Source organism: Ruegeria sp. AG1 (assembly GCF_056541705.1).
In genome coordinates this window covers 315,739-340,886 of record NZ_JBQFYU010000001.1, presented here as the reverse complement: position 1 = coordinate 340,886, position 25,148 = coordinate 315,739, and the positions used below count along the sequence as shown (strand labels likewise).

The window sequence follows — 25,148 nt, the reverse complement described above, 5'->3', positions numbered from 1 at the left end:
ATGAATGTGACAGATCGGCAAAACCCTGCTCAGGGCTATTTAAGATCTTGTAAATCATGAAAAAAGGGCCGCCTTCTGGCGACCCTTTACGATGATTTTGTTACCGCGATCAGTTGGCTTGACGCCGCAGGAAGGCCGGAATTTCGATGCGATCCTGATCCGGATCAGCCTCGTCCTGGACAGGTGCCGTAGCGTCAGCCTGGCGCATTTGCGGCTGATGACGCGGCGGTTGCGCAGGCGTATCTGCCGCGTGGCCGGTCATCCGGTCGATCAGACGATTGAACCCGAAGCGGGGGCGCTCTTCGTGTTCCGCCTGCGGCTGAGGGGCCGGTTCCTGAGGCCGGGTCGCCGTCAGGCGTTGCGCCGCTGAGGGGACATTCTGAACGGCGGCCTGTAGGCGCTGCAGCGCCTCGGGCGAGGGGGTGCCGGCAGAATGCTGATGTGGCGCGGTATAGGTTTCGGGGGTCTCTTCAATGGGTTCCGGCTGCGGCTCGAATTCGGCCACGCGCGGTTGGTAGGCCGGGGGCGGAAGACCATCATCATCCTGCTCAACCTGCGGCTGGAACTGGCTTGGGGCCGGCTCTTCCGCCGCTTCGAACAACGACGGTTCGCGGTTTTCGGTCTGAACCGGCGCGGCCTCGGCTGCGACGGGTGCCTCTTCTTGGACCGGCTCTTCAGCGGAAACAGTCCGCGTCAAAGGCTCGGACATCGAGCGGCGCGCGACCGGAACTTCCGAGGTCTTCTCGCTGGCGTCGATGCCGGTTGCGACGACCGAAACGCGCATGCCGCCTTCCATTGCGGTATCCAGCGTCGAGCCAACAATGATGTTCGCCTCGGGATCCACTTCTTCGCGAATGCGGTTGGCGGCTTCGTCCAGTTCGAACAGGGTCAAGTCGTGCGAACCGGTGATGTTGATCAACACACCCTTCGCGCCCTTGAGGCTGATTTCGTCCAGCAGCGGGTTGGCAATAGCTTTCTCGGCCGCCTGGATCGCGCGATCTTCACCGGTTGCCTCGCCTGTGCCCATCATCGCCTTGCCCATCTCGTCCATCACGGCGCGCACGTCCGCGAAGTCAAGGTTGATCAGGCCCGGACGGACCATCAGATCGGTCACACCCTTTACACCCTGATACAGAACGTCGTCCGCCATCGAGAACGCCTCGGTGAAGGTGGTCTTTTCATTGGCCAGACGGAACAGGTTTTGGTTGGGGATGATGATCAGCGTGTCGACAACCTTTTGAAGCGACTCAACGCCGTCTTCGGCCTGACGCATGCGCTTGGCACCTTCGAACTGGAAGGGTTTGGTGACAACGCCCACGGTCAGAACGCCCAGCTCACGCGCGGCCTGCGCGATGATCGGAGCCGCGCCCGTACCGGTACCACCGCCCATACCGGCGGTGATGAAGCACATATGTGCGCCCGCGAGATGGTCGACAATCTGTTCAATGCTTTCTTCTGCGGCAGCGGCGCCAACGGTTGGACGGGCCCCTGCCCCCAAACCTTCGGTGACCTTCACACCCAGCTGCACCCGCGCCGAGGACTGGCTTTGCTGCAGCGCCTGCGCGTCGGTGTTCGCGACGACGAAATCCACGCCGTCCAGCTGCTTCTCAATCATGTTGTTGACTGCGTTACCGCCCGCGCCGCCAACGCCAAATACTGTAATCCGAGGCTTCAGTTCGTCGTGCCCGGGCATCGAAAGATTCAATGTCATGCTCTGTCCGCCTGTATTTTTGTTCCGCCAAAGCGGTGTTTTTCTCTACCTATCCATCTTCGATTCTAGCGATGTGATGCGTAAAGGTCACGTCAAAAATCACGCGATTCCACAAAATATGGACGAAATAAGGCAGCAACCGGCGGCATTTCGCAGGCTTTGCCAAATATAGCGGAAACAACGCGGAACACCACAAGACATAGAGCATCCGAGCAGTGAACGACCTATGCGTCACGCCTCGGATTCGAACCAAAACTACTGCGGAAAACTGCTCAATGTCCTGCCGCAAGACCTCTGACGGGTCCTGTGGATATCTTGAGGGATAAATCAGGCTTCCGCAAGGTGTTTTTCAACTGATTGGGGCACTTGGACAATTCAGGCTGTGATTGGTCATGCTGCGCACTTCCTGGATTTCACCATTGCCCAGCTCTGCCAGCCGGACCATCAAACGGCCCTGATGTTCGAATGGCCACCAGCAGACGGGAATGCCGTCTGTATCATCGTCATAGAGAAAACAGACCTGCCCATTCGGTGTTGTGATCTGACCGTAGACGCATCCCCCACCCTCGACCCGCCAGACCGAGGTCTTGCGGTTCAGGAACTGCTCGGTTCCCACCAGATCACCGCTGCGGATTTCGTGGAATTGCACCGTTTTGCCCAGCACTGCGTCCAGAAACGTCTCAGGTGAGATGACGGACTGCGCCGAAGCGAGGCCGGGCGCAAGCGCCGCGCACAAGGCGCAGCGCAGGGCTCTACCAATTGTCACGGAACCACCGAACGGCGCGCTTGAACGGGCGTGCAGCATAGGTGTCGACGGGGATCTCGAAATCCCACCATTCATCCTGCGGATGCGCCGCAAACAGGCTGAGACCAACGGCCGAGGAAAAGCCCGGACCCGTCGCAGACTGAGGCAGGCCATGAACACGCAGCGGGCGACCCAGACGGACGCGCTGACCAAGGATACGGGTCGCGAGGCCGTCGAGCCCCATGATCTGACTGCCCCCACCAGTCAACACGATCTGCTGGCTGGGCATATGTTCGAACCCGGCCGCATCCAGGCGGACGCGCACCTCCTCCAGAATCTCTTCGACCCGAGGGCGCATGATCCCGATCAGCTCAGCCCGGCTGACGGTGCGGCGATCATGCTCCCAATCGCCGGTATCGCCGCCAATGTCGATCAGGTCGCGATCGTCGGCTCCGGTCGCGTGGACACCGCCATTGAAGGTCTTGATCCGCTCGGCCACGGCGGTTGGCACGCCAAGGCCCATCGAGATATCCTGTGTGACGTGATCCCCACCCATGCGCACGCAATCGGCGTAGATCATGTGCTTCTTCATGAAGATTGACACGCTGGTGGTACCGCCACCCATGTCAATACAGGCCGCGCCCAGCTCCTGCTCATCCTCGACAAGCGCCGAGATACCCGAGACGTAGGCTGAATTCGCAATCCCTGCGAGTTCCAGATCGCACCGCTTGATGCAACGAACGATATTCTGGATCGCAATCGCGTCCACGGTCAGCATATGCATGTCGACGGCCAGCGACTGCCCCATCTGCCCCCGCGGGTCGATCAGGCCCGAGCGGTTGTCCAAGGCGAAATTCACCGGCTGGGCATGCAGAACCTCTCGCCCTGCCCCGTAGTCCGGCACATCGCAGGCATTCAGAACGCGGCCAACCTCGGCCTCGGTCACAAGCTGACCTTCCAGATCGACTTGAGCGTCCAACCCATAGGAACGCGGGTTCGCACCCGAGAAACAGGCAATCACGTGATCGACACGGATATCGGCCATCTTTTGCGCCGCCTGAAGCGCGGTGCGAATGGCGCGCTCGGTTTCCTGCATGGCCGTCACTTCGCCAAACTGCACCCCGCGCGAGCGGGTGGTCGCCGCGCCAATGACCCGGAACCCGGTCTGCCCGGCCATCGAGCCGATGGTGTTATCCTCACTCAGCCGTCCGGTGCCATCAAAGCGCAGCACGAGGCACGAGATTTTCGCGCTACCCACATCCAGAATGGCGATAACGCCCCGCTGCATCGCTTGTCTGCGCATTTGCCGCATGGCACGTTGGGACTGATAAAGATCGGTCATCATGGTCGTTACTGCCCGTTACCCACTGTCACTTTTGTATTCCACCAGTCTTCGCTGGCGGCTTTGGTCATTCTGATTGTTGGCCGCTGTCCGAGGCGCATATCCACCACGGCCACGTCACGCTCTAACAGGTCCTGCACTTCGTTTACGGCCAACACCCGTTCGAGCGCACGCACTGGGCGGTCCGTCGGCAGCATGATGCGCTGGCCGCGATCCAGCACCAGATCCCAGCGCCGTTCGCCAATACGCACAAGGCCCCGAACACGGTTGCCAAGGCTGCGCGAGGTGCGGAAAATCTCAAGCGCTTCGGCAACATGCTCATCTGCGCCCTTGCCCGCGATCAAAGGCAGATCGCTGTGATCCTTACGTGAGGCGATCAGGTCGACATGAACGCCGGTCTCATCCAAAAGCTCGATAGATTCTCGGGTGCGCCACACGATGACAGGCTGACGCTCGACAACGTCCACCTGCAGGATGCCACCGGGCCGAATGCGCACAGTGGCCGATTTCACCGGATCAAGCCCGGTGATCGTGTCGCGCATCTGTTCGACATCCAAATCCCAAGAGCTGATCGGGAAATCCAGAGGCACCACTTCGCGAATGTCATCCGACAGGCCTGGGCCTGCACCGTCAATGGCCATCAGATTGACCATGAACTCAGGACGCTCCTGAATCGAGGTCCGGATGTCTGCGATATAGGTATTGAGCGCCTCGCGCCGCTCCTCGGACGCAAAGTAAAGCCCGACGGCTGCCGCAACGGCGCAGACCGGCAGACCCAGCTTGACGCCCATACGGATGCCCGGCGTCAGCATCCAACGCTGGAACCGGTAGCTGAGGCGCGACGGTGCCGGGTCAGACCGGCGCGCGGTGCGGTTGAACAGCTTCACCCCGCCCAAACGGAGAACGGGCTGCGTTTCATGGGATTCGGTATCAGCGGATTCGAAATCTGCATCCGGCCCGGCCAGAGGTTTGGCCCGATGGATCACTGGCGCGCGGGAGGCCCTTAGCGGTCGCATGAGGCATCCTCCACCATCCAGGCACAGAGCTGTCCGAAACTCATCCCGCAGTGTTCCGCCTGTTCCGGCACCAGCGAGGTCGGCGTCATCCCGGGCTGGGTGTTGGTTTCCAGCAGGAACAACCCATCCGCACCCATAGTGTCGTCCCACCGGTAGTCGGTGCGGGTCACGCCGCGACAGCCCAAAGCGTTATGCGCTTTCAAAGCGTAGTCCATGCAGCGGTCAAAGATATCCTGCGGGATGTCAGCGGGCAGCACATGCCACGAGCCGCCGGGCTTGTATTTGGCATCGTAGTCGTACCAACCACCATCCGTCATGATCTCAGTCACGGTCAGGGCGCGATCACCCATAACGGTCACAGTCAGTTCTCGACCCGCGACGTATTTTTCGACCATGATGTGGTCGGGCATATCCTCCGACAATTGCGGAGGACCATTCGACCCTTCGTGCACGATGTAGATGCCGACGCTCGACCCTTCGTTGTTGGGCTTGGCGACGTAAGGCGGCTCCATCACGTGAACCTCAACCACCTCGACCTTGGGCACGATCACGCTTGGAACAATGGGCAGCCCTTCGGCCTGATAGACCTCTTTGCTGCGCTGCTTGTCCATTGCAAGCGCCGAAGCCAGTACGCCCGAGTGAGTGTAGGGAATGCGCATCCATTCCAGTAGGCCCTGCACACAGCCATCCTCACCCCAGCGGCCATGCAGGGCGTTGAAAACCACATCCGGTTTGATGTCCAAAAGGCGCGCGTAGAGGTCGGGACCTGCGTCCAGCTCAACCACTTCAAAGCCTTCTCCCACAAGGGCGGCTGCGCATTCGCGCCCAGAGCTGAGAGACACCTCGCGTTCCGCCGAGGGGCCACCCATCAATACCGCCACTTTGGGGTTTGTCCTGCTCGACATACCCAACGTGCGCCTCAATGTCCCCGGACCTTATGTGGTGGTCCGTACTGTGTTTATGCCTTTGATCCGTCGCCGTTAATTGCCTGTTATGGTCTGACGGTTGGGGCTTTATTCTTTCGGCGGATCACCGACCCGCATGATTTCCCACTCTAGCGTGATGCCGCTTGTTTCGTAAACCTTTTTTCGCACCTCTTCACCCAGACCTTCTAGGTCCGCGGCAGTTGCATCGCCCGTGTTGATCAGGAAATTCGAGTGCTTGGGGCTCATCTGCGCGCCGCCTTTCGTGGCCCCACGCATGCCCGCGTCGTCGATCACTTTCCATGCCTTTAGGTCATGCACATCATCCGCCTTCCCCGTCGAGGAGAACCCAGCCGGATTGCGAAAGGTCGAACCGGCGCTGCGGTCTTTGGTGGGCTGGGTCTCGTCGCGCTTTTGCAACTGCGCCATCATTCGGGCATGAAGCGCGTCGGGGTCACCTTTGGGACCTTCGAAGGTTGCCGAGATCAGCACCGCGCCATCAGGCAGATCGGATTGACGATAGCGAAAGTTCAGGTCCTCGGGGCCGAGGCTCACCACCTCACCCTGTCGTGTGACGATAGCGGCCTTTTTCAGTACATCCGCTGTGTAACTGCCATAACACCCTGCGTTCATCCGAACGGCACCACCGACCGAGCCCGGAATTGTGCGCAAAAAGGTCAGATCCACACCGGCATCCGCCGCTTTACGCGCCACGTGCGCATCCAACGCCGCAGCACCTGCGGTGACCGAAGTGCCCTCGATCTCGATCCCGTTGAAACCCCGGCCCAGCCGGATCACCACTGCGCGCAAACCGCCATCGCGCACGATGAGGTTCGAGCCGACCCCCATCGGGAAGATCACGACGTCATCGGGAAGTTCGTGCAAAAAGCCCTGCAGATCTTCAACATCCGCAGGTTGGAACAGATAGTCAGCCGGGCCGCCGACACGCAGCCATGTCAGGTCGCTGAGGCTTCGGTTTTCGGACAGTTTGCCACGAGGCACAGGAAGAACAGTCATAGCTGCTAACTCGCGGATTCAGAGGGAGTTGGCAACCTGTATCCGCAGCGAAACGGTCAAATCCGCCTACGCAGCCACCGCCCCAGATAGATCACCGGCCAGCGCAAGATCGACATACCCATCACGAGAACTAACAGCCCGACCCATGGGCCATTCTCATAGGTGACATATCCAAGCAGAGGAATACCGACCGCTATCAGGATGTAGGCGCGGGTCCAGTGGTTGTCCTTGCTGGGGATCATCGCCAGAAGGTTAGCGACAAGGCCCCACAGGGCTGCGAGAGCAAGAGAGAGGGTCATTTCATCACCTCTCCGCGCACCCATTTGCGCCAGTAAAAGCGGATCGGTCTGCGGAACATCGAGACGAATCCTCCGAAAGCGAGAGCCGACCAGACCCATCCATGATCATAGCCCAGCCAGATGATCATTACCGGCGCGCAGAGCAACAGGATAATCCCCGGAGGGAATTGCAGCCGCATCGGCAACAAGGCCACGATCGTGGCGCTGATCACCCACAGGGCGGCAAAGATGGTCGAATAGTCCATTGTCCCCTCCTGGGACGTGGTCTTGGCAATAGGTCACACATCCTCAGGTTGTGCAGCAAATATGATCAGCCGTCAAACAGCCTGTTTCCGTTGCAACCGTTCCGGCAACCCGTTCGCCCATGCACTGATCGTCCCGGCGCCTAGACACACGACCATGTCACCGGGGCGGGCTTGTTCGCGGACCAGACGCTCCAGATCGTTTTCGTCCAACAAGGCCCGCGCATGGCGGTGGCCGTGACGGATGAGGCCCTGCACCAGATCATCGCGCGAAGCACCTTCGATCGGGTCTTCTCCGGCGGCGAAGATATCGGCGATGGCGACCACGTCAGCGTCGTTGAAGCAGGTGCAGAAATCGTCGAACAGGTTGGACAGACGCGAATAGCGGTGCGGTTGGTGAACGGCGATCACGCGGCCCTCGGTCGCTTGGCGAGCGGCTTTCAGGACGGCGGCGATTTCGACCGGGTGGTGGCCGTAATCGTCGATGATGGTGACACCGTCGACCTCTCCGACCTTGGTGAAGCGGCGGTTGACGCCACCGAAATTCGCCAAAGCCTCGCGGATTTCGGATGCTTTCATGCCCAAGTGCCGCGCCACCGCAACAGCGGACAACGCGTTCGAGACATTGTGGTCACCCGGCATCGGCAGGGTGCAACCTTCGATCACCTTGTCCTCATATTGCAGATGGATATCGAAATGCGCGACGCCGCCCTTGTAGGTCAGGTTCTCGGCCCGCACATCGGCCTGCGCGTTGAAGCCATAGGTGCGCACGCGGCGGTCGGTGATGCGGCCGACCAGCGCCTGCACTTCGGCATGATCCGTGCAGCACACCGCCAGACCATAGAAGGGCAGGTTCGATACGAACTCATAGAACCCGTCGCGCAGCGTATCGAAATCACCCCAATGCTCCATATGCTCGGGGTCGATATTCGTGACGATGGCGATGGTTGCGGGCAGACGGTTGAACGAGCCGTCGGATTCGTCGGCCTCGACCACCATCCATTCGCCCTGCCCCATGCGCGCGTTAGAGCCATAGGCGTGGATGATGCCGCCATTGATGACGGTAGGATCGAAGTCACCTGCGACCATCAGTTCGGCCATCATCGTGGTCGTGGTGGTTTTGCCATGGGTCCCGGCAATCGCGATGTTCGACCGCAGGCGCATCAGTTCGGCCAGCATGTCAGCGCGACGAACAACCGGCAGGCCCTGCGCGCGCGCCTCATCTAGTTCCGGATTGCCCGGTTTGATCGCGGTCGAGGTGACGACCACGGCGGCGTTTTGCAGATTTTCGGCCTTCTGCCCCACAAAAATCTCGGCTCCAAGAGACGCTAACCGATCCGTGATTATCGAGGCCTTAAGATCCGAGCCCTGCACCCGGTAGCCAAGGTTCAGCAACACCTCGGCGATGCCCGACATCCCGATCCCTCCGATCCCAACGAAATGGATCGGTCCTACGTCCTGCGGCAGTTTGGTTGCGGGGTTCATGTGGTCTCCTTCTGCGCCAGTTGCTCGACAAGGGCGACCAAGCGCTCGGTGGCGTCGGGGGCTCCTGTCGAGAGGGCGGCATGGGCCATTTTTTGTGCGGCTTCCGGGTTGGTTAAAACCGTGGTCATTTGCTCGGTCAGTGAGGGAACGTCAAGCGCCTTTTCGGGGATCATGATCGCCCCACCCGCCTGCACCAGCCCTCGGGCGTTGGCGGTTTGGTGATCCCCTGCAGCGGCGGCGAAAGGGATTAGGATCGAGGGCCGACCGATGACCGAGATATCGGCCACGCTCGACGCGCCCGAACGGCTGATGACAAGCTGCGCATCCGACATGCGGCGCGGAACGTCGTCAAAGAACGGCTGCACATCCGCGCGAATGCCGTGATCGGCGTAGAAGGCCGTGACCCTCTCGCCATCCTCGTCGCGGGCTTGATGCGAGACGCGGATGAACCCGCGCAGGAATTCGGGCAGAGCCGCAATCGCTTCGGGCACTACATCGCTGAGGATACGCGCACCCTGACTGCCACCCATCACCAGCACCGACATCGGATATTCGCCGGGCGGAATGTAGGGTGCGCCAGCCCGCTCCAGCACCGAAGCCCGGACCGGGTTACCGGTGTGAATGCCGCTGGACCCTTCGGGCAGATCGGTCGGCCAAACACCGCAGGCCACTTGGGCCACGCGTGTGGCGAAGAGCTGGTTCACACGCCCCAAAACGCCGTTTTGCTCATGGATCATACGCGGCAGTTTCAGCAGCGTTGCCGCGCCCAGCGCCGGGATCGACGGATAGCCGCCAAAGCCCACAACCACGTCCGGACGGTCGCGCAACATCTGCATCGCCATGCTGGTCACACCGCCCGCAATCTTCGGCCCCACCAGAGCCTTTGCGGCCAAACCGCCGCGCGCGAAAGTGGCCGAGGACACCTCGACAATCTCGGTCGAGTGCGGGAAACCCCCGGTATAGCGGGCACCGCGCGGGTCGGTCGACAGGCGCACGCGCCAGCCTTTTTGCAACATCGCCTCAGCCAAGGCCTGCGCCGGGAACATGTGGCCCCCGGTGCCGCCAGCCGCAATCAACAGGTAAGGTTTGCCCATCAGCCTCGTCCGCGCAAGATATCACCTAGCTCACCCTGTGGACGCGAGCGTGTGAAGGCTAGCAACATGCCGACCGCAATACCGCCCGCGATTAGGGATGAGCCGCCATAGCTGACAAAGGGCAGCGTCATGCCCTTTGCGGGCAACAGGCGCACCGCCACACCCATATTGATCATCGCCTGAACGCCAAACATGCAGGCCAGCCCGGTGCCAGCCAGACGGATGAACATATCCCGCTCACGCATCAGGCGCATCAGCGAGCGCACAACGATGATCGAATAAAGCGCGATGATGATCAGCACCAGGATCAGCCCATATTCCTCGGCCGCCACAGCAATGATGAAATCCGTATGCGCGTCAGGAAGAGACCATTTGACCTGCCCCTCACCCACACCAACACCGAACAAACCGCCCTCACGGATGGCATTGGTCGCGTAGCCCAGCTGAGTGGTCGGATCGACCTCTTGGTTCAGAAAGCCGTCGATGCGGCGGGCAAAGTGGTCCGAGTTGGAATAGGCGAACATCCCGCCCAGAACGACCACGCCTGCCATGCCAACCAGCAAAAGCATCGGCGCTCCGGCCACGAAATACATCACGCCCCAGCCGAACAGGATCAGGCAGGCTTGCCCAAAATCAGGCTGCATCACCAGCATGCCAACGATCGCCATACACAGCGCAAAGGACCACAAGCGCCCGGGAGGGCCGTTAATCTCTTGCGAGGCCGCCAGCAGCCACGCCGCAATGACCACAAATCCGGGCTTTAGAAACTCGGACGGTTGCAATGAGGCGAAACCCAGCGAGTACCAGCGTACAGCACCTTTTCCGAAATCCGTCCCGAAGACCGGCAGGAATGCCAGCGCTACGAAGGCCCCCAAAAAGCCCAACACCGCCAGACGGCGCACCAATGTCGGAGACATCATCGAGGTCAGCAACATTGCGATCAGCGCCAATCCGCCGAAGAGCGCCTGTCGTTCGACATAGTGGAACGGATCAAACCCGTTTCGCCCGGCCAGAGGCGGCGATGAAGCCAGCCCCAGCAACAATCCGATGACAAACAGAATCAGAACGCAGGACATCGTCCAGCGATCAATCGTCCGCCACCACTTCGGTAGAATCGGTTCCCCGCGCTGGTCCTGGACCGCGCCATACACCATCTCAGTCATGAGATACCGCCACTTACTGCCTCACTCGCGTCCCGTTTTCGGGATCTGCTTGAGAGTCTACAGGGAAATTGGCGTTTGGGCTAGGGAAATGAGCTTTGCAAACAAAAAACGGAGACAAAGTAGCGAGTTCAACCGCCGCTATTAGCCTGAGCCTTTCTCTGAACCATTGGCTTGCCGTTTTTCACGTGACGCTGAACCAGATTGCGCATTTGCCTCCCCCTCCTCGGGAACAGTCGCGCGGGTTCAGGCTTGTGGGTAATTAAAAACAATTGCGGGAAAATTTGCCGCAATTCTTCGACTCCGTTCTTTCCGATCGCCCTAAGCGCTTCGGGCCCCGTGAACAGGCTTTCCGTCGGCGCGCCCTCGGCAAAGATGACCTCGTGGCGGTCAAGGAGAAGGTGGATATACGTAACCGTCGCGCCTCCCGTCTGCACTGAAACGCCAGGCAGATCGAGCAGTTTGCAGGCCGGGACAAAGACCTCATCTTTGGCAAACATGCGCTCAGCAATGGCTGACTTTACCAGCATGCGGTGTTGTGGCGAGACACACAGATCACGCGCAGGAACGCCCTGTCCCAAAGCACCCTGCGCGATATGGATTGGCCTTAGCTTGGGTTTCAGCGTCAGATCTATTTTGTCGAGGTCCTGCGTGCCGATCCAACGGATCGGTTGAGCACCATTATCCTGAGTGAGAACCAAATCACCTGGGTTCAGATCGTCAATCAATCGTGGGCCATCAGGTGTTTCGATCAACGTGCCCGAAACGAAACACGGCACAACCGTATCAACATCAATATCGGGGCCGTTGTCGATAACCCCGTTGACGGTCAGAGGCGTGTTCAGCGGTGGAACAGAGCCATCAAGAAACCCAATGAAGAACCCGGATTCCGCGTTGATAACGTTCGAGTTTCCATTGCCGTCGATGTCGTAGTCGAAGATACCGATCTGGTACGTATTGGTGCCGTCAGTGACTTCGATAGTGAAGTCCCAGAAGATCACATTGCCATCGAAGGTCTGCGTTGGATCGTTTGGAAACTCGTTGTTCTGATCATCACCATCGATGATTGTAGCGTCGGCCCCATCCTCGATAGTGATCTGGCTGTAGGCCGAAATCTCGAAGACAACGCCTGTTGGATCGAAGGTAACGTCATTCGCAGACAGATCGGTATCGGTTCGGAACGCACCGAAAACATTGGTCGGCATAGTGAATACACTCCGCAAAACGGGAAACAGCTCGGAACTTGGCACTTTTTTATCGTCACTCAGGCCAAGGTAACAGGTGGTAGGCCTCACAACGGTTCAAAATACATTAATCTGTTGCTGTTCAGGCGCTCTCGGCTGCGGAAACTGTGCCTTTCGCCTGATAGAAGCTGGCCTTTGGACACGCTCTGTTTTTGAGCAGGTGTCTTACCAGCGCTTGCCATCCGGGCCAATCCGCGCCATTCGCAGCGCATGACCTATGACACGATCATCCTCGGGGCCGGTGCTGCCGGTATGATGTGCGCGGCGCATTGCGGCGGGCGGGTTCTGGTGATCGATCACGCAAAAGCCCCCGGCGAGAAGATCCGTATCTCAGGCGGCGGGCGCTGCAACTTTACCAACATGTATGCGGGGCCCGCCAATTTCCTGTCGCAAAACCCGCATTTCTGCAAATCCGCCTTGGCGCGCTATACGCAATGGGATTTCATCGATCTGGTCGCGCGTCACGGTATCGCATGGCATGAGAAAACGCTGGGGCAGTTGTTTTGTGATGAGTCTTCGAAACAGATCGTTCAGATGCTGCTGGATGAGATGACCCGGGCCCGGGCCGACCTGTGGCTGCGGACCGAGGTCAAAGCGCTGCGCAAGACCGAAGCCGGGTTTGCGCTGGAGGTCGACCGCGAAGGTGCGCGGCACAGCCTGACCTGCCGCAACCTTGTGCTGGCAACCGGCGGCAAGTCGATCCCCAAAATGGGTGCCACAGGTCTCGCCTATGACATCGCGCAGCAATTCAATCTGCGCACCACCGATACCCGCGCTGCGTTGGTCCCATTCACCTTCTCGGACGGGAGGTTCAAGGAGCTGTCTGGCGTCTCTCTGCCAGCACGTCTCTCCAACGACCGCACCAGTTTTGACGAAGCACTTCTGTTCACCCATCGCGGCCTCAGCGGGCCTTCCGTGCTGCAACTGTCCTCATATTGGCATGAGGGAGAAGCGATCCGCGTCAATCTGATCCCAGACCTGCCCTTGTTCGATCTTCTGCGCGATCAGCGACAAGCCGGAGGGCGCAAGGCTCTGACCACCGAACTCGCCCGGCACTTGCCATCGCGGTTGGTGGATCACCTCGCCCAGCATATCCCGATGAAGGGCAACCTTGCCGATCAGTCGGACGCGGCGCTGAACGATCTGATCTCGGCATTGTCAGAATGGCAGCTGACCCCCTCAGGGACCGAAGGTTACCGCACCGCTGAGGTCACTCTGGGTGGGATCGACACAGATGACCTGTCGTCAAAAACGATGGAGGCCAAGGATGTCCCCGGCCTCTATGCGATTGGTGAAGCGGTGGATGTCACCGGATGGCTTGGCGGCTACAACTTCCAGTGGGCGTGGTCCTCGGGCCACGCCGCTGGAAAGGCCATTTCCGCGCGTTAGCCGACGACGTTATAGCCGCGTCCGCGCATGCAGTTGCGCACGATGACTTCCTTGTTCTGGTTCTTTGCAATCACGTCAGCCCCGGCCCCGATCAGAGCACCCGCCGCCGCAGCGCGACCCAGATTGTCACTGCTGTCCTGAATGATCGCCGTAGTCGCCGCAGCACCCGCCGCACCGATCGCCGCGTTGCCAGCCGTCGACCCGTCAACTGCCGCCTGCGAGGCCGCCAGCTGCTGACATTGCAGCAAGTCTGACTGATAATTTGGACCAACCGGGCCATCAATAACGGGCACGTAGTTTGCGCCTGTATTCGTGCAAGCCCCAGCCAGCAGCAGAGCCGGGACGATCAGAAGGGATTTCGGGTTAGGCATATTCATGACCTCTTTTTGAATTTCCGAGCAGAAAAGCAAATTCTTAAACGGCTTCAAGCCGATACCCGCGAACTGTCGCCCAATCGGCAAGGAATTGCAAACGGGCTAGGCTTTAAGGTGCTTTTGAACCTGCGCCGCGAAGTCATCCCCGCGCTGCTCGAAATTGTCATATTGATCAAAACTGGCTGCTGCTGGAGCCAGCAAGACGGTCTCCCCAGCCTCACTGTCGGCTATGGCCTGCTCAACGGCAGCGGCCATTGTGGTACAGACTTGGGCTTCGACCTCTAGTTGCATGGCGAAACCCGCCGCTTCGCGCCCAATCACATAGGCCTTGATAACCTGATCCGAAGCACCGTTCAGGGCGTCAATGCCTCCTTCTTTCTCCAACCCACCGCAAATCCAACGGATTTTCTTGAACGCACTCAGAGCTTTCACCGCACTGTCCACATTCGTCGCCTTGGAGTCGTTCACGAAAGTCACCCCACCCGCTTCGGCGATGATCTGACTGCGATGCGGCAGGCCCGGATAGCTGTGCAAGGCATCCTCAATCACGCGCGGCGCCAGACCCAGAGACCGACAAGCGGCATAGGCAGCACAGGCGTTCTGGTGGTTATGCGCGCCCGGCAGCCCCTTTATGCCGCGCAGATCAATCGAGCCGGTCTGCCGCCCTTTGCGATACTCCGAAAGGAAGCCTTTGCGGGCAAAGACCTGCCATCCCGGACCGGTAAGTTTGCGCTCAACCGAGATGCGGATCACCCGATCATCCGCCGGACCCTCGGCCAGTTGCCCTGCGAGGAACGCGCCTTCGGCTTCATCAATGCCAATCACGGCACGGTCTGGCCCGCCCTCGGCAAAAAGGCGTCTCTTGGCGGCGAAATAGCCACCCATTCCACCGTGTCGATCCAGATGGTCCGGCGATAAGTTGGTAAAGACGGCTACATCAGGCGTCAATGCGCGGGCCAGCTCGGTCTGATAGCTCGAGAGCTCCAGCACAACGACCGATCCATCGCCACCGGGGTCGATATCCAACACGCCACGCCCGATATTGCCCGCCAGCTGCGCCTCACGCCCCGCCTCGGACAGAATGTGATGGATCAGGGCCGCCGTGGTCGATTTACCGTTTGATCCGGTCACTGCGATCACGCGTGGCGGCGTGTCGTAGTTGTTCCATTCCGGTCCCGCAAACGATCGAAAGAACAGGCCGATATCGTTGTCCACGGGCACCCCGGCCTCCAACGCGGCGGCGACAACCGGGTTCGGTTGAGGATAAAGATGCGGAATACCGGGCGAAACGATCAGCGTGGCGATCTCATCAAACGCCCCGTGGCGGCGCAGATCGAGGCATTGAAACCCCTCCCCTTCAGCAGTCTCGCGCGCGGCCGGATTGTCATCCCAACAGATCCCCTCGGCTCCACCGGCACGCAACGCGCGCGCCGTCGCCAAACCCGAGCGGCCAAGGCCCAAAACGGCGACCTTCTGCCCTGAGAAACCTTTGACCGGGATCATGCCGCCCTCCCCTTCGTTCAACTTGAATGCGCGCCACACTGCACCGAAGAAAATCCCAATGGCAAGGGCACTTCAGGCTCGCGTGCCAGCGCGAGCCGGGCCTAACAGGTGGCAAGAAGGCCGCAGGCCCTCTTAACCTGGCGGGAGGGCTATCGGACTTTCAGTGTCGCCAGACCGATCATCGCGAGGATCAGCGAAATGATCCAGAACCGGATCACGATGGTGGGTTCGGCCCAGCCCTTTTTCTCATAGTGGTGATGAATCGGTGCCATCAGGAACACGCGCTTGCCAGTGCGTTTGAAGTAAAGAACCTGAATGATCACACTCAGCGCCTCGACCACAAACAGGCCGCCGACCACGGCCAGCACCAACTCGTGCTTGGTCGCCACGGCAATCGCGCCCAGCGCGCCACCCAAAGCGAGCGACCCAGTGTCGCCCATGAACACAGCCGCAGGCGGGGCGTTATACCACAGGAACCCAAGGCCACCGCCGAACAGGGCCGAGGTGAAGATCAGAATCTCGCCCGTTCCGGGTACGTAGTGCACATCCAGATACTCAGTAAAGTCGACGCGCCCTACCGCATAAGCGATGATTCCCAGAGTCGTAGCAGCAATCATCGCGGGCATGATCGCCAAACCGTCAAGACCATCGGTCAGGTTCACGGCATTGGCAGAGCCCACAATCACGATAACGGCAAACGGGATGTAGAGGATCCCTAGATTGACAAGCGTATCCTTGAAGATCGGCACCGCCAGTTGGTTCTGCAAAGCCTCCGGATGATGCAAGGACGCCCAAAAGGCCGCCAACACTGCAATGATTATCCCCAGTGCCAGGCGCATTTTGCCAGACACGCCTTTGGTGTTCTGCTTGGACACCTTGGCATAGTCATCGGCGAACCCGATGGCCGCATAAGCCAACGTCACAAACAGCACCATCCAGACGTAGGGATTGTCCCAGCGCGCCCATAGTAGCGTTGACGTGACCAGCGCCCCTACGATCAGCAAGCCACCCATGGTGGGCGTTCCGGCTTTGGAGAAATGCCCCTCGGGCCCGTCATCACGGATCGGTTGGCCTTTACCCTGCCTGCGGCGCAGTACGTTTATCAAAGGTTTGCCAAACAGAAACCCAAAGATCAGCGCCGTCAAAAAGGCCCCACCCGCGCGGAACGTGATATAGCGGAAGAGGTTCCAGAAATCCCCTCCGTCCGACAGGGCGGTCAACCAATACAGCATTACAGTACCTTTCTCACACGAGGCGCACGGGTGCGTTACCCGTCAAGCGCGCCCCCTTGCCCCATTTTCCGCAGACCGTCAACAATCCGGGCCAACGCCATGCTAAGAGACCCTTTCGCCAGCACGGCATCGCCACTTTCAATCAATTCCGGCAGGTGTTCAGCCATCTCGGCGCTGGTTTCAAACCACAGGCCCCTCTTTGTATCCGGCAACGCCTCATGCAGCGCTTTCATCAACGGGCCAATACAGTGAGCCCGATCGACCTGTGCCATCGCGCTCACCTCGGCCATGCCCGCATGCATTGCGACCTCTTGTGCGCCCAATTCCTTCATGTCGCCCAAAAAGGCGATGCGGCGCGTGCCGTTCGAGGCGGCTAAGACGTCCAGCGCAGCCTCCATCGAGGTTGGGTTCGCATTGTAGCTATCATCCAGCAGTTCGATCTGACCGCCACTCGCCAGCGGCAGAGTCTCCCGAACCCCGCGCCCTTTGACTGGGGACCATTGGCGCAGGCCGTCTGTTGCCTGTTCCAAATCCACGCCCATCTCAACACAAGCGGCCAACGCACCCAGCGCATTCATTGCAAAATGCGTGCCTGCCGATTGGACGTCGAAGGCAAACACAGTGTCACCAACTTCAGCCCGTGCTTGAACGGTTTCGGACCCGGCAGTCACTTCGATCAGCTTGTAATCTGCACCTTGCCGACCGAACTCAACGATTCCAGCGCCAAGGTTTTGTGCTGCCTGGCGCAATATACCCGTATGTTCGACATCAGCGTTCACGATGGCTGCACCACCGGGCTCCAACCCTTCAAAGATCGCCGCTTTCTCGTGAGCGATACCGGCAACGGACTCGAACGCTTCGAGGTGAACAGCGGCCACCGTCGTCACCAAACCCACATGCGGGCGCGCCTGACGGGCCAGCGGGGCAATCTCGCTCGGATGGTTCATCCCGATCTCAATCACCGCGAATTCAGTGTCTTGCGGCATACGTGCTAGCGTCAGTGGTACACCCCAGTGATTGTTATAGCTGGCGACACTGGCATGGGTTTTGCCCTGCGTTTCCAGAATGGTGGCCAGCATTTCCTTGGTTGAGGTCTTGCCAACACTCCCTGTCACTCCCACCACACGCGCCTCGGTCCGGGCGCGGGCGGCCTGTCCGAGTGCTTCCAGCCCGGATTGCACATCATCGACAATCAACAGAGGCGCATTTTCGGACACCCCTTCAGGGACATACGACACCAAGGCGGCGCCAGCGCCCTTCTCCAGCGCCTGAGCTACAAAATCATGGCCGTCGCGCGCGGCCTTCAACGCGACAAACAAGTCGCCCGGTTGCAATGTCCGCGTATCAATCGACACGCCATCCACAGTCCACTCACTGGTAGCGCGCCCGCCGGTTGCAGCGGCGGCCTCTGCCGCAGTCCAGAGTGTCATGCGACCCTCCCGTCCAGAGCGGCCACGGAAATGCTCGCCTGCTCTACATCATCAAAGGGTAGCACCTGATCACCTACAATCTGGCCGGTTTCATGGCCTTTGCCTGCAATCAGCAGCGCATCGCCGGGTTGCAAAGCTTCAATACCTCGCAGAATGGCCTCGGCACGGTCACCTACTTCGGTCGCCTCTGGCGCACCGTCCATCACGGCGGCGCGGATAAAGGCCGGGTCTTCGCTGCGCGGGTTGTCGTCAGTGACAAAGACGATATCCGCGTGATTGGCGGCGGCCCTTCCCATCAGCGGGCGCTTGGTGGCGTCGCGATCTCCGCCCGCGCCAACGATGGCGATCAAACGTCCCATCACATGCGGGCGCAGCGCTTTCAAAGCCGTGGCGACCGCATCCGGCGTGTGTGCATAGTCCACAAACACCGCCGCGCCATTGTCGCGGGTGGCGGCTAGCTGCATGCGGCCCCTGACCGTAGTCAGATGCGGCAAGGTCTCGAACACCCGCTCAGGGTCGTCGCCTGCCGCGATGACCAGTCCGCAAGCCAGCAGGATGTTTTCAGCCTGGAACCCTCCGATCAGGTTCAGGCGCGTCTGGAAGGTCTTGCCCTGCCACGAGAACCGCAAATCCTGCCCGGTCGAGTCAAACCGTTGGTTCATCAAGCACAGGTCGGCCTCACCCAGCCCAACGGTCAGCACTGTCTGCCCCCGAGCCTCAGTGATCTTGCGCACCTGCGCACCCTTCGGGTCGCTCAAGTTGACAACCGCCGTGCCGTCCTGCGGCAGAACCCGGTCGAACAAACCCATTTTGGCTGCGAAATAGGCCTCGAAGGTCTCGTGATAGTCCAGATGATCCTGCGTGAAATTCGAGAACCCAGCAGCGACCAGATGCACTCCGTCCAGACGCCGCTGTTCCAATCCATGCGAGGACGCCTCCATCGCCGCGTGGGTCACGCCGTTTTCGGCAGCCTCGGACAAGCAGCGATGCAAGGTGATTGGTTCGGGCGTGGTGTGAGCCAGCGGCGCGGTCCATGCGCCTTCGACCCCGGTGGTGCCAAGATTTACGGCGGCGTGGCCAAGCTCAGCCCAGATCTGGCGGACGAATGTGGCAACCGAGGTTTTGCCATTGGTCCCAGTGACCGCAACAATCGTCTGAGGTTGCGCCCCAAACCAAAGCGCGGCAGAACCGGCAAGTGCCTGACGCGGGTCTTCAACCACAACCAAGGCAGCATCGGATGCGGCCAGTTCGGCCTCGGAGATCTGCGCGCCTTCAGCGTCGGTCAGAATAGCAGCAGCGCCCATGCGCAGAGCGAATTGGATAAACTCACCACCGTGGACACGCGTACCGGGAAGCGCTGCAAACAGGAAACCGTCTTTGACCTCGCGGCTATCGGCGGCCAATCCGGTGATGTCGGGATTCGCGCCTCCGCGTGCTGTCAGGGCCAGTTGGCTGAGTTTCTTTGTTCTTGCGCCCATGACCCACCTGTTCTTTGGCACCCTAATTCGAGGTCAGGGTTATAGCAGCGCTCGCCTCAGGCTCAAGCCGGGGGCGCAGTCCCAGCAGCGGCGCGACACGGCCGATCAACTCCGCCGCCACGGGCACCGCTGTCCAGCCCGCAGTCCGGCGCTTTTCTCCATAAGCCAGAATGGAGGGTTCATCCAAAGTGACAATAAGCACATATTTCGGGTCGTAGGCCGGGAAGATGGTGGCGAAGGTGGCGATCACCTTGTCATCATAATACCCGCCACGCGGTTTGGGCTTATCGGCGGTACCGGTCTTGCCCGCAACGTCATAGCCTTTGACCTCAGCAAAACTGGCCGTGCCGTCGGTCACCACTTTGCGCAACATCTTCTGCGCCTGACGCGCGGTATTTTCCGACATCACACGTGGGCCATATTGAGGGCCATTGCGGCGCAGGATCGTCGGGCTGACATAGTGCCCGCCATTGGCAATCGCGGCATACCCCGCCGCCAGATGCATCGGGCTGGTCGACAGGCCGTGACCGTAAGAGATGGTGACCGTGCTCAACTCACCCCATTTCTTGGGCTTGAGGGGCGCACCGCCTGCGGCTTCGACAATCTCGAACGGGGTGGGTTCGAACATGCCCAGCGTTTCCAGAAAGCTTTGCTGGCGTTTCGAACCGATTTGCAAAGCCAACCGTCCAGTTCCGCGGTTCGAACTGTGAACGATCACGTCCGCCACGCTGATCTTGCCATAGTTCTTGCCGTTGAACTCACCAATTGGGAAACGGCCGATCTTCATCGGACCGGAGGTGTCGATGATAGTGTCAGAATTCACCAATCCAAGCTGGACCGCCTGAGCGGCGGTGAAGATTTTGAAAACCGATCCAAGCTCATAGACACCCTGCACATAACGATTGAACAGAGGGCTATCAGACGGATCAAAGCCCGAGATTGGCGGGCGCGGACGGTCGTTGGGGTCAAACGACGGCAGAGACGCGGCCGAGATCACCTCGCCCGTATGCGCGTTCATCAGAACCGCCGAAGCCCCCTTGGCGTTCATGATCTTCATGCCGCCGTACAACACCTGCTCGACCGCTGCTTGAATGGTCAGGTCGAGCGACAGTTGCAACGGCTTGTTGCCGTTGGCCGGGTCTCGCAGATAGTCGTCGAACTTCTTCTCGACCCCCGCAACGCCGATCACCTCGGCAGCACTCACGCCTTCGCGGCCAAAGCCTGAGCCGCCAAGAATATGCGCCGCCAGCTTGCCATTCGGGTATAGGCGCATTTCTCGCGGGCCGAACAGGATACCTGGATCGCCGATGTCATGCACCGCCTGTTTCTGCTCGGGCGAGATGCGTTTCTTGATCCACAGGAACTTACGCTTTCCAGTGAAGTCCTTGATCAGACGCTCTTTTTCCAGATCGGGGAAGATCGCGACTAGCTGATCAGCTGCCGCAATCGGATCAATCATCAAAGGCGGCTGGGCGTAGACCGAGTAGGTATCCAGATTGGTTGCCAGAATGCGTCCTTCGCGATCAACGATATTGGCGCGCTGCATCGCGATTGAGGCACCGGGCGCGCTGGCCAGCGGCTCTTGTGCCTCGGACGTCGCCAGCATGCCCATGCGGACGCCCACAACCGAGAAGGCGCAAAAGAAGAACAGACCCAAAACCAAAAGACGTCCCTCGGCGCGAGCACGTGCGCGGTCTTTCATCTTTTCATGGCGTTGGCGGATATTCTCGCGCTCGATGACCTTTGGGTTTTCGCCCTTCGCGCGGGCATCCAGAACGCGGGCCAGAGGGCGGAGGGGGGTACGGGTCATGGAATCTGCACCTCGCCCAGGGCCTGAATGTCGGTGATCGCCTGCAGCTCGATCGGGTCAACAACCGGCAGGTCGGGGTCCTCGGCATAGGCGATCTGGTCCGCACGTCCGAATTGCTCGGCCCGCAAGGGCAGCAGGCCCATGCGTTCGAAATTCAAATCAGCCAGCTCACGCAGACGATCGGGGCGGTTCAGATAGGCCCATTCGGCGTTCAAAACCGCCAGCTTAACCTGAGCCACTCCGATCTCACCCTGCAGCGCCTGCATTTCCTTCACAACTTGCTGGGTCCGGTAGTTCTCCTGATAGGCCCACAGGGCCAATCCGAACACGGACAGAGCGGTCAACACATACAGAATACTCTTCATCTTGCCCTTCCCCCAAGTTGCGGCATCCCGATGGCGCGGGCGTCAATTTCCCCAGCCGGAGCCTCGGTACGGATCGCGACACGCAGCTTGGCCGATCGCGAACGCGGGTTTTCCTGCAATTCCTGCTCATCCGGCCCGACGGCCTTGCGGGTCTTGAGCGTGAATTGCGGCAGTTCCTGTTCCATCTCGGGCGCATAGCGGTTGGCACGACCCGTCTTACCGGCCCGAGACTGGAAGAACCGTTTAACCATGCGGTCTTCGATGGAATGAAAGGTCACAACGGCCAGTTGCCCGCCAGGCTTCAAGGCCCGCTCGGCGGCCATAAGACCCTGAAACAGCTCATCATATTCCGCGTTCACGGCAATCCGCAGACCCTGAAAACTGCGCGTCGCAGGGTGCGATTGTCCCGGCTTGGGGCGCGGCAGGGAGGATTCGATAATCTCGGCCAGACGCAAGGTCGTGATGATCGGCTCCTCGGCGCGCGCTTTGACAATCGCCTTGGCGATACGTCGACTTGCACGCTCCTCGCCGTAGTGGAACAGTATATTAGCCAATTGCGCCTCGCTCGCCGTGTTGACCAAATCGGCGGCGCTTTCGCCTTCCTGGCTCATACGCATGTCGAGCGGGCCGTCTTTCATGAAGGAAAAGCCGCGCTCAGCCAGATCCAGCTGCATGGACGAAACCCCGAGGTCCAGCACAACCCCATCAAGATCCTGCGCATATTCATCCATGCGAGAGAATACACCGGGCTGCATCACAAGGTGGTCGCCATAGTCGCCTGCCCAGTCTTCGGCCATTTCAAATGCCAGCGGATCGCGATCCACGCCGATCACTTTCTCGGCCCCGGCCTCAAGAAGACCCCTTGTATAGCCGCCCGCGCCGAACGTGCCGTCCAGCCAAGTACCCGCCACCGGAGACACCGCCGCCAGCAAAGGGCGCAGCAGGACAGGAATATGTGGGTTCGAAGATGAGGAGACCGCGCCGGACATGCCGTTACGCGTCCCCAACGCCATCGAGATAGACCATCGGGTCGAAATCATCCGGCAGATCGTCCATCCATTCCTCGGCCTTGGCCAGTTCCTCGACCTCATAGGTCTGGGGCTTCCAGATCTGGAAGGTGTCACCGGCGGCTATGAAGAAGGCCTCATTCTCCAGGTCGATCTTGTTGCGCAGCTTGGCTGGCAAAACCAAACGCCCGGTTTCATCCACATTGGTGGGAAAGGACTGACCGTGGAACATACGCTGAAGCATCTTACGCTCCATCGAGCCTCGCGGCAGAGCGTCGATCTTGTCGTCGACCTCATCAATCGCCTGCATGGTATAGCATTCAAGGTATTTGCGGCGGTGGTCGCCATAGACAATCACAAGCTCAGGATTGTCACCGGGCTGCCAATTGGGGTCAGACGATTCAAGCACACGGCGAAACGAGGCTGGGATCGAGACCCTGCCCTTCGTGTCCACCTTATGGTGGCTTTCACCTCTAAACCTGCGCGCCAAGACGACTGTCCCTTTCGCTTGCGCCCCACTTGAATTTCACGTTCCCCCGGGATGAAAAACGGCGGGTTGATCTGCTGCCACTGATCAACCCGCCGCATTGGCCCGCTTTGCGGGATGTCCAGCTGCACGCGCCACCTGGGGGGATGTCTGCTCGCCCGCGCGCCGGATCTCTTGAGTGATGAAAGCGAGATGCCTGTATGAAACCTGATTATTTTTGGTTGGGGTCGTTTGCTGCCCCTGCTGCCTCGTCCTCATCGGATGCACTAGGGATGGCATGGGAATTTACGGAAATCAATAGGAATTTTTGGGCGTCGTCTAATACGGGCTATGAAAACAAGGCGAATTTTGAGTCAATTTTAGAACCTACACACCTCATATCGACATCAAAAGTCATTCGATCACTAGATATTGTGACCTCAAGAACCTCCCTCAATCACCCATGAATTCCCAAAAAAATTTCGAATTCTCGGAATTTTTGCCGACTGAGACACGCCAGCAACGCAAAAACAAAGAATCACACGGACGGAAACCGCGTGAAATGTGGCCGTTTTGATCTGCTCCCACGAATTCCCAAGCCAGGACCCAAGATCGCTTTCCCGTGATCGAGTTGAAACAAAGCGTCCATCAAACGCACAAACTTTCGCAGCTGCGCTCAAACTCCGGGCAAGTCGAATGATGAGACGGAATCTTTGCTCGACCAGGACTTAGCGCCCAAGGTACCGCAAACCCCAAAAAATCATGGGTGATTTCAAACCGCGACTGACAAGGCTCTGATATCCATGCATTTGCTGCATAGCAGCATTGACGTTGCGGGCTATTGTGCAATCGCAGCATTCACTTATTTTCATCCTCAAGCAAACGCTGGCACCGGTCAGCAAGACAAGAATGAACGGAATAACAAGATGGCAATGGCAACAAACACACCGGCACTTAAAGGCACTCACTTTGGCGGTATTACCACCATGATCGAGGTCGCAAAGACACGTTTTGCCCGCTACCGCCTGTACCGCCAGACGGTAAGTGAGCTGTCCGCGCTGTCCAACCGCGAGCTGGCCGATCTCGGCCTGAGCCGCGCAATGATCCGCGGCCTGGCCCGTCAGGCGGCTGACGACTTCACAGCGCGTTAAGCGCAGAGGAACACACGAGATCAGACCCTTCCTCCTCCCTTTAGGGTCTGTAATCAGCGGCGACGTCTCTCCTCCTCCCTGACGTCGCCGCACCTAATACCGGCCTTGCGACGCCGGACCTAGACACACCGGGCTCTCCTCCTCCCTGCCCGGTGTTGAAAGCGCGCGGTGACGTCTTCCTCCTCCCTGACGTCGCCGCGTCTTCCTCATACCGGGCTCAAACCCGGGTTCAGATACATCGGGGCTCTCCTCCTCCCTGCCCCGATGTAGAAAAGAACGGCGGTTTCCCTTCCTCCTCCCTGGGAAACCGCCGTTTTTGCATTTTGGGCAAACGGACTAAGATCGGCGCAGTTACGTTTTTTCAGGAGTGCGTCATGGCCGCCTATTTCATCGCCCAAATTTCCATTCACGACACGGACGGGTATCAGAAGTATCTTGAAGGTTTCATGCCCATCTTTGACCGGCACGGCGGGCGCCTGCTGACCATTTCTTCAAAACCCGTCGAGATCGTCGAAGGCAGTTGGGCCGAAGAAGGTATCGTGCTGATGGAGTTCCCGGACATGGCCGCAGCCCGAGCGTGGAAAGACGACCCAGACTATATCGAGCTGGCCAAGATCAGACGCAAGACAGCGAAGGCCAATCTGGTGCTGGTCGAAGGTCTCTAG

The 25,148-nt window shown here is 59.5% G+C and carries 24 protein-coding genes; 3 read left to right on the top strand and 21 right to left on the bottom strand.

The window, feature by feature from the left end; genetic code table 11:
- Window positions 1-109 precede the first annotated feature (109 nt).
- From ftsZ to ACR0B5_RS01655, 12 genes are all read right to left on the bottom strand, one after another.
- Window positions 110-1,711 carry a cell division protein FtsZ gene (gene ftsZ / locus ACR0B5_RS01710; protein WP_480537991.1) on the bottom strand — a complete coding sequence of 534 codons (1,602 nt, stop codon included), beginning with the start codon at window positions 1,709-1,711 and terminating at the stop codon, window positions 110-112.
- A gap of 349 nt (window positions 1,712-2,060) precedes the next feature.
- On the bottom strand, window positions 2,061-2,477 hold the full coding sequence (locus ACR0B5_RS01705; RefSeq protein ID WP_480537989.1) for a hypothetical protein: 417 nt from the start codon (window positions 2,475-2,477) through the stop codon (window positions 2,061-2,063).
- Complete coding sequence (ftsA, locus tag ACR0B5_RS01700; protein WP_480538156.1) at window positions 2,464-3,798, bottom strand: cell division protein FtsA; 1,335 nt, start codon at window positions 3,796-3,798, stop codon at window positions 2,464-2,466. Before ftsA ends, ACR0B5_RS01705 begins: the two co-directional genes overlap by 14 nt.
- Before the next feature lie 8 nt (window positions 3,799-3,806).
- Window positions 3,807-4,814 (bottom strand): cell division protein FtsQ/DivIB, encoded by a 1,008-nt coding sequence (locus tag ACR0B5_RS01695; protein ID WP_480537987.1) that lies wholly within the window; start codon window positions 4,812-4,814, stop codon window positions 3,807-3,809.
- Window positions 4,802-5,719 (bottom strand): D-alanine--D-alanine ligase, encoded by a 918-nt coding sequence (locus ACR0B5_RS01690; protein WP_170460942.1) that lies wholly within the window; start codon window positions 5,717-5,719, stop codon window positions 4,802-4,804. The genes ACR0B5_RS01695 and ACR0B5_RS01690 overlap by 13 nt, the downstream gene beginning before the upstream one ends.
- Window positions 5,720-5,827: 108 nt before the next feature.
- Window positions 5,828-6,754 carry a UDP-N-acetylmuramate dehydrogenase gene (murB, locus tag ACR0B5_RS01685; RefSeq protein WP_480537985.1) on the bottom strand — a complete coding sequence of 309 codons (927 nt, stop codon included), beginning with the start codon at window positions 6,752-6,754 and terminating at the stop codon, window positions 5,828-5,830.
- 56 nt (window positions 6,755-6,810) lie between these two features.
- Window positions 6,811-7,053, bottom strand: a complete 243-nt coding sequence (locus ACR0B5_RS01680; RefSeq protein WP_480537983.1) for a DUF2484 family protein — start codon at window positions 7,051-7,053, stop codon at window positions 6,811-6,813.
- The gene (locus ACR0B5_RS01675; protein ID WP_480537981.1) at window positions 7,050-7,298 is read right to left on the bottom strand and encodes a DUF2484 family protein; all 249 of its coding nucleotides are present in this window, start codon (window positions 7,296-7,298) and stop codon (window positions 7,050-7,052) included. The genes ACR0B5_RS01680 and ACR0B5_RS01675 overlap by 4 nt, the downstream gene beginning before the upstream one ends.
- 72 nt (window positions 7,299-7,370) lie before the next feature.
- Window positions 7,371-8,780: a UDP-N-acetylmuramate--L-alanine ligase gene (gene murC, locus ACR0B5_RS01670; RefSeq protein WP_480537979.1), complete on the bottom strand. Its 1,410-nt coding sequence runs from the start codon at window positions 8,778-8,780 to the stop codon at window positions 7,371-7,373.
- The gene (locus ACR0B5_RS01665; protein ID WP_480537977.1) at window positions 8,777-9,874 is read right to left on the bottom strand and encodes a UDP-N-acetylglucosamine--N-acetylmuramyl-(pentapeptide) pyrophosphoryl-undecaprenol N-acetylglucosamine transferase; all 1,098 of its coding nucleotides are present in this window, start codon (window positions 9,872-9,874) and stop codon (window positions 8,777-8,779) included. Before ACR0B5_RS01665 ends, murC begins: the two co-directional genes overlap by 4 nt.
- Window positions 9,874-11,037: a putative lipid II flippase FtsW gene (gene ftsW / locus ACR0B5_RS01660; protein WP_170702517.1), complete on the bottom strand. Its 1,164-nt coding sequence runs from the start codon at window positions 11,035-11,037 to the stop codon at window positions 9,874-9,876. The genes ACR0B5_RS01665 and ftsW overlap by 1 nt, the downstream gene beginning before the upstream one ends.
- A gap of 128 nt (window positions 11,038-11,165) precedes the next feature.
- On the bottom strand, window positions 11,166-12,239 hold the full coding sequence (locus tag ACR0B5_RS01655; RefSeq protein WP_480537975.1) for a Hint domain-containing protein: 1,074 nt from the start codon (window positions 12,237-12,239) through the stop codon (window positions 11,166-11,168).
- A 249-nt stretch (window positions 12,240-12,488) separates the two neighbouring features.
- On the opposite strand from ACR0B5_RS01655, the gene ACR0B5_RS01650 reads away from it, so the two are divergent.
- Window positions 12,489-13,667, top strand: coding sequence for a BaiN/RdsA family NAD(P)/FAD-dependent oxidoreductase (locus ACR0B5_RS01650; RefSeq protein WP_480537973.1), 1,179 nt, complete (start codon window positions 12,489-12,491; stop codon window positions 13,665-13,667).
- Here the strand turns inward: ACR0B5_RS01650 and ACR0B5_RS01645 are convergent.
- The 9 genes from ACR0B5_RS01645 to mraZ all read right to left on the bottom strand — a co-directional run bounded on the left by ACR0B5_RS01645 (window position 13,664) and on the right by mraZ (window position 23,320).
- Entirely contained in the window at window positions 13,664-14,044 is a 381-nt protein-coding gene (locus ACR0B5_RS01645) for a glycine zipper family protein (RefSeq protein WP_170374988.1), read from the bottom strand. The genes ACR0B5_RS01650 and ACR0B5_RS01645 overlap by 4 nt on opposite strands.
- Window positions 14,045-14,143: 99 nt before the next feature.
- On the bottom strand, window positions 14,144-15,544 hold the full coding sequence (murD, locus tag ACR0B5_RS01640; protein ID WP_480537971.1) for a UDP-N-acetylmuramoyl-L-alanine--D-glutamate ligase: 1,401 nt from the start codon (window positions 15,542-15,544) through the stop codon (window positions 14,144-14,146).
- Between the two features lie 149 nt (window positions 15,545-15,693).
- Window positions 15,694-16,776, bottom strand: coding sequence for a phospho-N-acetylmuramoyl-pentapeptide-transferase (gene mraY, locus ACR0B5_RS01635; protein ID WP_170468019.1), 1,083 nt, complete (start codon window positions 16,774-16,776; stop codon window positions 15,694-15,696).
- 35 nt (window positions 16,777-16,811) lie between these two features.
- Complete coding sequence (locus tag ACR0B5_RS01630) at window positions 16,812-18,206, bottom strand: UDP-N-acetylmuramoyl-tripeptide--D-alanyl-D-alanine ligase (protein WP_480537969.1); 1,395 nt, start codon at window positions 18,204-18,206, stop codon at window positions 16,812-16,814.
- The gene (locus ACR0B5_RS01625; protein ID WP_480537967.1) at window positions 18,203-19,684 is read right to left on the bottom strand and encodes a UDP-N-acetylmuramoyl-L-alanyl-D-glutamate--2,6-diaminopimelate ligase; all 1,482 of its coding nucleotides are present in this window, start codon (window positions 19,682-19,684) and stop codon (window positions 18,203-18,205) included. Before ACR0B5_RS01625 ends, ACR0B5_RS01630 begins: the two co-directional genes overlap by 4 nt.
- Before the next feature lie 22 nt (window positions 19,685-19,706).
- Window positions 19,707-21,494, bottom strand: a complete 1,788-nt coding sequence (locus tag ACR0B5_RS01620; RefSeq protein ID WP_480537965.1) for a peptidoglycan D,D-transpeptidase FtsI family protein — start codon at window positions 21,492-21,494, stop codon at window positions 19,707-19,709.
- Window positions 21,491-21,859: a cell division protein FtsL gene (gene ftsL / locus ACR0B5_RS01615; protein ID WP_170460904.1), complete on the bottom strand. Its 369-nt coding sequence runs from the start codon at window positions 21,857-21,859 to the stop codon at window positions 21,491-21,493. The genes ACR0B5_RS01620 and ftsL overlap by 4 nt, the downstream gene beginning before the upstream one ends.
- A complete protein-coding gene (gene rsmH / locus ACR0B5_RS01610; protein WP_480538154.1) occupies window positions 21,856-22,848 on the bottom strand; it encodes a 16S rRNA (cytosine(1402)-N(4))-methyltransferase RsmH in 993 nt (330 codons plus the stop codon). The genes ftsL and rsmH overlap by 4 nt, the downstream gene beginning before the upstream one ends.
- Before the next feature lie 4 nt (window positions 22,849-22,852).
- Window positions 22,853-23,320, bottom strand: coding sequence for a division/cell wall cluster transcriptional repressor MraZ (gene mraZ / locus ACR0B5_RS01605; RefSeq protein WP_480537963.1), 468 nt, complete (start codon window positions 23,318-23,320; stop codon window positions 22,853-22,855).
- A gap of 815 nt (window positions 23,321-24,135) precedes the next feature.
- Between mraZ and ACR0B5_RS01600 the strand changes: the two genes are divergently transcribed.
- Window positions 24,136-24,483, top strand: a complete 348-nt coding sequence (locus ACR0B5_RS01600) for a DUF1127 domain-containing protein (protein ID WP_480537961.1) — start codon at window positions 24,136-24,138, stop codon at window positions 24,481-24,483.
- Window positions 24,484-24,857: 374 nt separating this feature from the next.
- Complete coding sequence (locus ACR0B5_RS01595) at window positions 24,858-25,148, top strand: DUF1330 domain-containing protein (protein ID WP_170637194.1); 291 nt, start codon at window positions 24,858-24,860, stop codon at window positions 25,146-25,148.

Bases quoted from the DNA above. Each gene is read 5' to 3' on its own strand.
- ACR0B5_RS01645 (WP_170374988.1), bottom strand. From the start codon at position 14,044: ATGAATATGCCTAACCCGAAATCCCTTCTGATCGTCCCGGCTCTGCTG.
- ACR0B5_RS01675 (WP_480537981.1), bottom strand. From the start codon at position 7,298: ATGGACTATTCGACCATCTTTGCCGCCCTGTGGGTGATCAGCGCCACG.
- mraY (WP_170468019.1), bottom strand. From the start codon at position 16,776: ATGCTGTATTGGTTGACCGCCCTGTCGGACGGAGGGGATTTCTGGAAC.
- ftsL (WP_170460904.1), bottom strand. From the start codon at position 21,859: ATGAAGAGTATTCTGTATGTGTTGACCGCTCTGTCCGTGTTCGGATTG.
- murD (WP_480537971.1), bottom strand. From the start codon at position 15,544: ATGATCCCGGTCAAAGGTTTCTCAGGGCAGAAGGTCGCCGTTTTGGGC.
- ACR0B5_RS01665 (WP_480537977.1), bottom strand. From the start codon at position 9,874: ATGGGCAAACCTTACCTGTTGATTGCGGCTGGCGGCACCGGGGGCCAC.
- murC (WP_480537979.1), bottom strand. From the start codon at position 8,780: ATGAACCCCGCAACCAAACTGCCGCAGGACGTAGGACCGATCCATTTC.
- rsmH (WP_480538154.1), bottom strand. From the start codon at position 22,848: ATGTCCGGCGCGGTCTCCTCATCTTCGAACCCACATATTCCTGTCCTG.
- ACR0B5_RS01630 (WP_480537969.1), bottom strand. From the start codon at position 18,206: ATGACACTCTGGACTGCGGCAGAGGCCGCCGCTGCAACCGGCGGGCGC.
- ACR0B5_RS01625 (WP_480537967.1), bottom strand. From the start codon at position 19,684: ATGGGCGCAAGAACAAAGAAACTCAGCCAACTGGCCCTGACAGCACGC.
- ACR0B5_RS01595 (WP_170637194.1), top strand. From the start codon at position 24,858: ATGGCCGCCTATTTCATCGCCCAAATTTCCATTCACGACACGGACGGG.
- ftsA (WP_480538156.1), bottom strand. From the start codon at position 3,798: ATGACCGATCTTTATCAGTCCCAACGTGCCATGCGGCAAATGCGCAGA.
- ftsW (WP_170702517.1), bottom strand. From the start codon at position 11,037: ATGACTGAGATGGTGTATGGCGCGGTCCAGGACCAGCGCGGGGAACCG.
- ACR0B5_RS01695 (WP_480537987.1), bottom strand. From the start codon at position 4,814: ATGCGACCGCTAAGGGCCTCCCGCGCGCCAGTGATCCATCGGGCCAAA.
- ACR0B5_RS01620 (WP_480537965.1), bottom strand. From the start codon at position 21,494: ATGACCCGTACCCCCCTCCGCCCTCTGGCCCGCGTTCTGGATGCCCGC.
- ACR0B5_RS01690 (WP_170460942.1), bottom strand. From the start codon at position 5,719: ATGTCGAGCAGGACAAACCCCAAAGTGGCGGTATTGATGGGTGGCCCC.
- ACR0B5_RS01680 (WP_480537983.1), bottom strand. From the start codon at position 7,053: ATGACCCTCTCTCTTGCTCTCGCAGCCCTGTGGGGCCTTGTCGCTAAC.
- ACR0B5_RS01655 (WP_480537975.1), bottom strand. From the start codon at position 12,239: ATGCCGACCAATGTTTTCGGTGCGTTCCGAACCGATACCGATCTGTCT.
- ftsZ (WP_480537991.1), bottom strand. From the start codon at position 1,711: ATGACATTGAATCTTTCGATGCCCGGGCACGACGAACTGAAGCCTCGG.
- ACR0B5_RS01600 (WP_480537961.1), top strand. From the start codon at position 24,136: ATGCATTTGCTGCATAGCAGCATTGACGTTGCGGGCTATTGTGCAATC.
- ACR0B5_RS01650 (WP_480537973.1), top strand. From the start codon at position 12,489: ATGACCTATGACACGATCATCCTCGGGGCCGGTGCTGCCGGTATGATG.
- murB (WP_480537985.1), bottom strand. From the start codon at position 6,754: ATGACTGTTCTTCCTGTGCCTCGTGGCAAACTGTCCGAAAACCGAAGC.